Raw genomic sequence first — 7,695 nt, forward strand, 5'->3', positions numbered from 1 at the left:
CCCGCCACCCCGGAAAGCCCACGCGGAGCCGGACCTCAGGCCGGACCCGCCACCAGATCCGCCACCGACTTACGACGGCCCGTGGCCCCTCCCCCACAGCCGCCCTCGCACCGCTCGGCCCCAAGGGGCCTCCCGGGCTTCGACCGGCCCGCCGGACTCCGCCCGGCACCCGCCACCCCGGAAAGCCCCCGCGGAGCCGGACCTCAGGCCAGACCCGCCACCAAATCCGCCACCGACTTACGACGGCCCGTGTAGAACGGCACCTCCTCGCGGACGTGCATACGTGCCTCCGAGGCCCGCAGATGACGCATCAGGTCCACGATGCGGTGCAGCTCGTCCGCCTCGAAGGCCAGGATCCACTCGTAGTCGCCCAGCGAGAACGACGCCACCGTGTTCGCCCGCACGTCCGGGTAGCCCCGCGCCATCTTGCCGTGGTCGGCCAGCATGCGGCGGCGGTCCTCGTCGGGGAGGAGGTACCAGTCGTAGGAGCGGACGAAGGGGTAGACGGAGACGTAGTCGCGGGCCGTCTCGTCGGCGAGGAAGGCGGGGATGTGGCTCTTGTTGAACTCCGCCGGGCGGTGCAGGGCCATGTTCGACCAGATGGGCTCCAGCAGGCGCCCCAGCATGGTGCGGCGGAAGCGGTTGTACGCGTCCTGGAGGGCGTCGGCGGTCTCGGAGTGCCACCAGATCATGACGTCCGCGTCGGCGCGCAGCCCGGACAGGTCGTACGTGCCGCGGACCGTGACGTCCTTCTCGGCGAGCTGCTCGAAGAGCTCCTCCACCTCCTCCGCGTAGCGGGTGCGGTCGTCGGGCAGGACGTCGCGCAGCCGGAACACCGACCAGAGGGTGTAGCGGATGACCTCGTTGAGGTCCTTGGCCTTCTTGCCGGCGTTGGGGGCCTTGGCGGGGGCGGCGGATGCAGTGGAGTCGCTCATGGGGCTATTGTCCCGCGTCCGGTTCCGCCGCCCGCCGCAGGGTGCCCAGGACCTGCGTGGCCGCGCCGCGCGCGCTCGCGACGCAGGCCGGGATGCCGACGCCCTCGTAGAGGGCGCCGCACACCTCGAGGCCGGGCAGTTTCGCGACGTGCTCGCGCAGCCTCGCGACCCGGGCCAGGTGGCCGACCGGGTACTGCGGCAGGCCGCCGTCCCAGCGGGTGACCCGGGCCGCGACGGGGGCCGCGGTGAGCCCGACGGCCTCGCCGAGGTCCTCGCGGGAGAGGCGGACGAGGTCGGTGTCGTCCCACGCCAGGTCGGCCTCCTGGCCGTGCCGGCCGATCGAGGTGCGCAGGACGTAGACGTCCGGGTCGGCGGCGCCGCTCCAGTGCCACTTCTGGGCGGAGAACGTGGACGCCTTGATGGTGCGCCCGTCCACCGGCGGGACGAGGAAGCCGCTGCCGGGCAGCGCGTGGGTGATCTCGCGGCGCCGGAAGGCCATGGTGACCAGGGCGACACTGGCGTACTCCACCGTCGAGAGCTCGGCGGCGGCGCCCGGTGACTCGGCGGCCAGCAGCTTGGCGGCGGCCGGGGCCGGCACGGCGAGCACGACCGCGTCCGCGGACAGCGTCTCGCGGGTGCCGTCGTGGTCGAAGGCGACCTCCCAGCCGCCCGGGGTGCGGCGCAGCGTCCGCACCGGGGCGTCGGTCTCGATGCGGGCACCGGCGGCCCGGCAGGCCGCGGCGACGGCGACGGGGAGCCGCCCGACGCCTCCGCGGATACCGGCGAAGACGGGGCCGTCCTGCCGCGCGGCTGCGGCCTTGCGCTGGCTCTCGCGGACGGCCTCGATCAGCGAGCGGCCGCCGCGCGCGCCCTCGTACAGCTGCGGGATGGCGGCGCGCAGCGAGATCTCGTACGCGTTGCCCGCGTACACCCCGCCGAGCAGCGGTTCGACGAGCCGGTCGACGACCTCGTGGCCCAGCCGGGCGGCGACGTAGGCGCCCACCGCCACGTCCTCGCCCACCTTGGTGCGGGGCAGGACGTGGTCGAGCGGCAGCCGCGCGAGGCCGGCCGCCGAGAGCACCCCGGACGCGGCGAGTGCGCCGAGGTCGCCGGGGACGCCCATGACGCCGCCCTTGGGCATGGGGCGTAGCCGGCCGCGCGTCCACAGGCCCGCGTTCGTCGTGGCGGGCGCCTCCAGGTCGTCGCCGAGGCCGACGGCGCGGGCCAGGTCGACCGCCTCGGGACGGCGCGCCAGGATGGACTCGGCGCCCAGGTCGACCGGGACGCCCGCGATCTCGTCCGCGTACAGCTTCCCGCCCAGGCGCCCGGAGGACTCCAGCACGGTCACCCGTGCCATGCCGTCCTCCAGCAGGAAATGCGCCGCGGCGAGTCCGGAGACCCCGCCGCCCACGACCACCACATGCCCGGCCCGGGGCTGCGTATTGCTCATGGCTCCACTGTCTCAGACGCCGGAACGAGCCCTAACCGTGACCTCTTCGGGATCACGGACCCGAAACCCGCCCCGCGCCCCTCGCGTCGAATCGGCAACAGACGCAACGACCCGGGGGGACGCCCTGTGAGCACGTCAACCACCACCGCCCGCAGACCACTTGCCGCCGTCCTCGGCGCCCTGGCACTGGCCGCCGCCCTCACGCTCACCGGCTGCGGCGCCGACAACAGCGCCGACAGCAGTTCCAGCGAGGCGGGTGGCAAGGCGGGCGCCGCCGCACCCGACCTGGCCGAGCGGCCCGGCGCGCAGACCGCGGCCACCGGGGCGGACGGCGACGCGAAGAACGCCACCGGCAAGGGCTCCGGAACCGGGGCGGGACGGACCCCGACCCTGGCGCAGTCGTACATCGTGCGCACGGCGACGCTGACGGTCGAGGCCAAGAACGTCTCCGGCGCGGTGGCCAAGGCGCGCACGCTCGTGGAGGGCACGGGCGGCTACGTCGGCAACGAGAGCACCAGCCTGGACGACGACGGCCGCGAGTACTCCACCATCACGCTCCGCGTGCCGCCGGAGGGCTACGACCGGGTGCTGAACGACCTGTCGGAGCTGGGCACGCTGCGCAACCGCAAGGTGAACGCCCAGGACGTCACCGGCCAGGTCGTGGACGTCGAGAGCCGGCTCAAGACCCAGCGGGCGAGCGTGGCGCGGGTGCGGGAGCTGATGGACCGGGCGACGAGGCTCAGCGACATCGTCTCCCTGGAGAGCGAACTCAGCTCCCGCCAGGCCGACCTGGAGGCGCTCGAGGCCCAGCAGGCCTCGCTCAAGGAGCGGACCGGGATGGCGACGATCACGCTGGAGGTGCAGGAGCCGGCCGTCAAGGAGGCGCCGGAGAAGGAGGACGACGGCTTCTGGGCCACCGTGGGCAGCGCCTTCGGCAGTGGCTGGCACGCCTTCTACCTGACCCTGCGGGCCCTCCTGGTCGCCCTCGCCGTGCTGGCCCCGTTCGCGGCCCTGGCCCTCCTCGGCTACCTGGGCTTCCGCCTGCTGCGTCGGGTGCTGCCCGCCCGGCGTCCCGTCGCCGCGCCCCCGCAGCCGGTGACCGTGCCCGCGCCGATCGGTGCGGGCGACGGCGGGGCACAGCCGCGGGAGTAGCGGCGGACCCGGTGTCCCCGCGCCGGGCGGCGCGGGGACACCATCGTCAGCGGGCCGTCTCGGTGTGGACGAAGTCCACGAGACGCGTCAGGGCGTCGGGGTCCGTGGTGGGCAGGACGCCGTGGCCCAGGTTGAAGATGTGGCCCGGGGCGGCTCCGGCCGAGTACAGGACCTCGCGGGTCTTCTTCTCCACCGCCTCGCGCGGGGCGAAGAGCACCGCGGGGTCGAGGTTGCCCTGGAGCGCCTTGCCGGGGCCGACCCTGCGGGCGGCCTCGTCCAGCGGGACGCGCCAGTCCACGCCGACCACGTCCGCGCCGGCCTCCCCCATGAGCCCGAGCAGCTCGCCGGTGCCGACGCCGAAGTGGATGCGGGGCACGCCGTAGTCCGCGACGGCCCGGAAGACCTTGACGGAGGCGGGCATGACGTAGCGCCGGTAGTCCTCGGGGGCGAGCGCGCCGACCCAGGAGTCGAAGAGCTGCACCGCGCTGGCGCCGGCCTCGATCTGCACCTTCAGGAAGGCCGAGGTGATGTCCGCAAGGCGGTCAAGGAGCTCCGCCCACAGCTCGGGCTCGCCGTACATCAGGGCCTTGGTGCGCTCGTGGTTGCGCGACGGACCGCCCTCGACGAGGTAGCTCGCCAGGGTGAAGGGCGCGCCCGCGAAGCCGATCAGCGGCGTCGTGCCGAGTTCACCCGTGAGCATGCCGATCGCTTCGGTGACGTACTTGACGTCGTCCGGGTCGAGCGGTCGCAGGCGCTGCAGGTCCTCCCGCGTGCGGATGGGCTGCTCGACGACCGGGCCGACGCCCGGCTTGATGTCGAGGTCGAGCCCGATGGCCTTGAGCGGCACCACGATGTCGCTGAAGTAGATCGCCGCGTCGACCTTGTGCCGCCGCACGGGCTGCAGCGTGATCTCGGTGACGAGGTCGGGCCGCATGCACGACTCGAGCATGGGCATGCCCTCGCGCAGCTTGAGGTACTCGGGGAGGGAGCGCCCGGCCTGGCGCATGAACCACACGGGGGTGTGCGGCACGGGCCGGCGCCGGCACGCCAGGATGAAGGGGGAAGCAGCGGTCTGCTGGTGCGCACTCACCCCCGAATCTTCGCATGCGCCAAGTGGGCGACCCGCCCGACCGGGTGTCCTCCCTCACTGCGGGCCCCCTTCGGCCTACGCTTCCGGGCATGGCAGCGGCTCATGGGCACCTCTCGGACGGGGACGACGCCCCCCTCCCGTTCCAGCACGCGGTCGACGCACTGCTGCGCGCCCGGGTACGGCACGAGGTGGAGCTCGATCCGGTGCCCCCGCCCAAGCGCCTGGCACCGCACGCGTACGCCCTGGAAGCGGCGGTCGTCGTCGACGACGAGGAGATCGGGGACGGGCGCCTGGTGCTGCTCTACGACCCCGACGGGCAGGAGGGCTGGCACGGCGCCTTCCGGCTGGTCACCCTCGTCCGGGCGGAGCTGGAGCCGGAGATCGCGGCGGACCCGCTGCTGCCCGAGGTGAGCTGGTCGTGGCTGACCGGTGCCCTGGAGGGCCGTGGCGCGGCCTTCACCGCGGCGGGCGGCACGGTCTCGCGCAGTTCCTCGCACCACTTCGGCGCCCTGGCCGGGCGGGAGGACTCCACCCGCATCGAGATCCGGGCCTCGTGGACGCCGCTCGCCGTGAACGGCGGCGTACCGGACATGGCCACCCACCTGGCGGCCTGGTGCGACCTGGTGTGCACCTGCGCGGGACTGCCGCCGGCGCCCTCTGACCCCTCCTGCCCCCCGCCGGGGGGCGGCCCCTCGGTGGTGCCGCTGCCGAAGCGGCGCGGTCCGCAGCAGACGCGCTGAGGGCCGCCGTGCCCGCGCTGACCATTCGCTTTACCGCCGTCAACAAGGTCTGACACCCGGTGACCGCGATCTTCACACCTTCGATCGACCCTGGTCGACAGCGCGTCCGAATTGCCGGAATTGTTACTAAACAAGTCGTGATCATTCTCTAAAGCCGGGCGAAGTTGCTGCCGAAGGAACCTGTGACCCTTCCCGCCAATGTCCCAGGAGGCCCGGTGTCGGTTCTTCTCGAGCACCCCACAAGCCTGGTCGCCTACCGCCCCAACAAGCCGACGGCGATGGTGGTGGTCGCCGATCCCCGCGTACGTTCCACCGTCACGCGCCACTTGTGGGCGCTCGGAGTACGCGACGTGATCGAGGCGTCCTCCATCGCCGAGGCCAGGCCCCGGGTGGGCACCCCCCGAGACATCTGCGTCGCCGACGTACACCTCCCCGACGGCTCCGGGCTGACCCTGCTCGCCGAGACCCGGGCGGCGGGCTGGCCCAACGGCCTGGCCCTGTCCGCCGCCGACGACATCGGTGCCGTGCGCAACGCCCTCGCGGGCGGTGTGAAGGGCTACGTCGTCACCGGCACCCGCACCAACCTCGGCATCCCGGGCCGCCCCGGCGCCGTACCCCTCGGCCCGGCCGGCCAGCGGCTGCAGCGCCGCCCACCGGGCGCCCCGGGCCACGGCGGCGGCTACCGCGAGCTGTCCGGCCGCGAGGTGGAGGTGCTGCGGCTGGTCGCGGAGGGCCAGTCGAACAAGGCGATCGGCGTCTCCATGGGGCTGTCGGCGCTGACCGTGAAGAGCCACCTGGCCCGGATCGCCCGCAAGCTGGGCACCGGTGACCGCGCGGGCATGGTCGCGGTAGCGCTGCGTACCGGCATCATCCACTGATCGAAGTCATATCCCGCGTGCGCCCGCCGACGGAACGTTCCGTCGGCGGGCGCCTGCTGTACACAGATACTCTTGACTGGTGACCGACGCCCGAGAGACCGCAACAGAAGCACCCCCGGCGCCGGTCCCGCTGCTGGACCCGCGCGAGGGAATCCCGCCGGTGACCGCCAGCCCGGAGGCCTTCGCCGACATCGTCGCGGCTTTCGCCGCGGGCTCCGGACCTGTCGCCGTCGACGCCGAGCGCGCATCCGGCTACCGCTACGGGCAGCGGGCCTATCTGGTCCAGTTGCGCCGCACCGGGGCAGGGACCGCGCTGATCGACCCCGTCGCCTGTCCGGACCTGTCGGCGCTGAGCGCCGCGCTCGACGGCACGGAATGGGTGCTGCACGCCGCCACGCAGGACCTGCCGTGCCTCGACGAGGCGGGCATGCGGCCCGCCCGGCTGTTCGACACCGAGCTGGCCGGCCGCCTGGCCGGGTTCGCCCGGGTCGGGCTCGGCGCGATGGTGGAGAACGTCCTCGGGTACGCCCTGGAGAAGGGCCACTCCGCCGTCGACTGGTCGACCCGGCCGCTCCCCGAGCCGTGGCTGCGGTACGCCGCCCTCGACGTCGAGCTCCTGGTCGACCTGCGCGACGCGCTGGAGGAGGAACTGCGCGCCCAGGGCAAGCTGGAGTGGGCGCTGCAGGAGTTCGCGGCCATCGCCGCGGCCCCGCCGCCCCCGCCCCGCGTCGACCCCTGGCGCCGCACCTCCGGCATGCACAAGGTGCGCCGGCGCCGCCAGATGGCGGTCGTACGCGAACTGTGGAACCTCCGGGACCGGCTGGCCCGCGAACGGGACGTCTCCCCCGGCCGCGTCCTCACCGACGCCGCGATCGTCACCGCGTCGCTGGAGGCCACCCCCAACGCGCACGCCCTGGCCGCGCTCCCCGGGTTCGGGCACCGCATGGGGCGGCGCCAGCTGGAGCAGTGGCAGGCCGCGATCGACCACGCCCGCAGCATCCCCGAGCGCGACCTCCCGCAGCCCGGCCCCGCCTACACCGGCCCCCCGCCCCCGCGCGCCTGGGCCGACAAGGACCCGGCCGCCGCGGCCCGGCTCTCCGCGGCGCGGGCGGCGGTCTCGGCACTGGCGGAGCAGCTGAACCTCCCCCAGGAGAACCTCATCACCCCGGACACCGTCCGCCGCCTGTGCTGGGCGCCCCCGCGGGACCGCAGCCCCGAGTCCGTGTCGGCCTTCCTCCAGGACGCCGGCGCGCGCGCCTGGCAGGTCGAGCTCACCACGCCCATCCTCACGGCGGCGCTCGCGGCAACGCCGGTGGTGTGACCCAGGGGGTGCCCCTCGCGGCCCGTCGTCGTGTGCGGGTTGTTCGCGCCTGCGGGCGGCTGCGCCGGGCTGCCCGGGTGATTGCGTGCGGGTTGTTTGCGCCTGCGGCGGGCGGTTCTCCCGCCCTCC

7 protein-coding genes are annotated in these 7,695 nt (G+C 74.1%); 4 read left to right on the plus strand and 3 right to left on the minus strand.

Translation table 11 applies throughout. The features are described from left to right. Window positions 1–203: 203 nt before the first annotated feature. Both hemQ and hemG read right to left on the minus strand, forming a co-directional pair. Window positions 204–935, minus strand: a complete 732-nt coding sequence (gene hemQ / locus PV350_RS42135; protein WP_500338684.1) for a hydrogen peroxide-dependent heme synthase — start codon at window positions 933–935, stop codon at window positions 204–206. Window positions 936–939: 4 nt separating this feature from the next. Next, window positions 940–2,385: a protoporphyrinogen oxidase gene (gene hemG, locus PV350_RS42140; RefSeq protein ID WP_500338685.1), complete on the minus strand. Its 1,446-nt coding sequence runs from the start codon at window positions 2,383–2,385 to the stop codon at window positions 940–942. Window positions 2,386–2,511: 126 nt separating this feature from the next. Here hemG and PV350_RS42145 point away from each other — a divergent pair, with 126 nt between their 5' ends. Continuing rightward, entirely contained in the window at window positions 2,512–3,537 is a 1,026-nt protein-coding gene (locus tag PV350_RS42145) for a DUF4349 domain-containing protein (RefSeq protein WP_499514596.1), read from the plus strand. A 46-nt stretch (window positions 3,538–3,583) separates the two neighbouring features. Here PV350_RS42145 and hemE read toward each other — a convergent pair whose 3' ends face one another. Beyond that, window positions 3,584–4,627 carry a uroporphyrinogen decarboxylase gene (hemE, locus tag PV350_RS42150; protein ID WP_500338687.1) on the minus strand — a complete coding sequence of 348 codons (1,044 nt, stop codon included), beginning with the start codon at window positions 4,625–4,627 and terminating at the stop codon, window positions 3,584–3,586. Window positions 4,628–4,716: 89 nt separating this feature from the next. On the opposite strand from hemE, the gene PV350_RS42155 reads away from it, so the two are divergent. The 3 genes from PV350_RS42155 (at window position 4,717) to PV350_RS42165 (ending at window position 7,566) form a co-directional block, all read left to right on the plus strand. Beyond that, a complete protein-coding gene (locus tag PV350_RS42155) occupies window positions 4,717–5,367 on the plus strand; it encodes a DUF3000 domain-containing protein (RefSeq protein WP_499514594.1) in 651 nt (216 codons plus the stop codon). 215 nt (window positions 5,368–5,582) lie between these two features. Further along, window positions 5,583–6,245 (plus strand): response regulator transcription factor, encoded by a 663-nt coding sequence (locus PV350_RS42160; protein WP_018563211.1) that lies wholly within the window; start codon window positions 5,583–5,585, stop codon window positions 6,243–6,245. 79 nt (window positions 6,246–6,324) lie between these two features. After that, window positions 6,325–7,566 (plus strand): HRDC domain-containing protein, encoded by a 1,242-nt coding sequence (locus PV350_RS42165; RefSeq protein WP_500338689.1) that lies wholly within the window; start codon window positions 6,325–6,327, stop codon window positions 7,564–7,566. Window positions 7,567–7,695: the final 129 nt, after the last annotated feature.

The organism is Streptomyces sp. PA03-6a, assembly GCF_033792765.1.
Classification (GTDB): domain Bacteria; phylum Actinomycetota; class Actinomycetes; order Streptomycetales; family Streptomycetaceae; genus Actinacidiphila.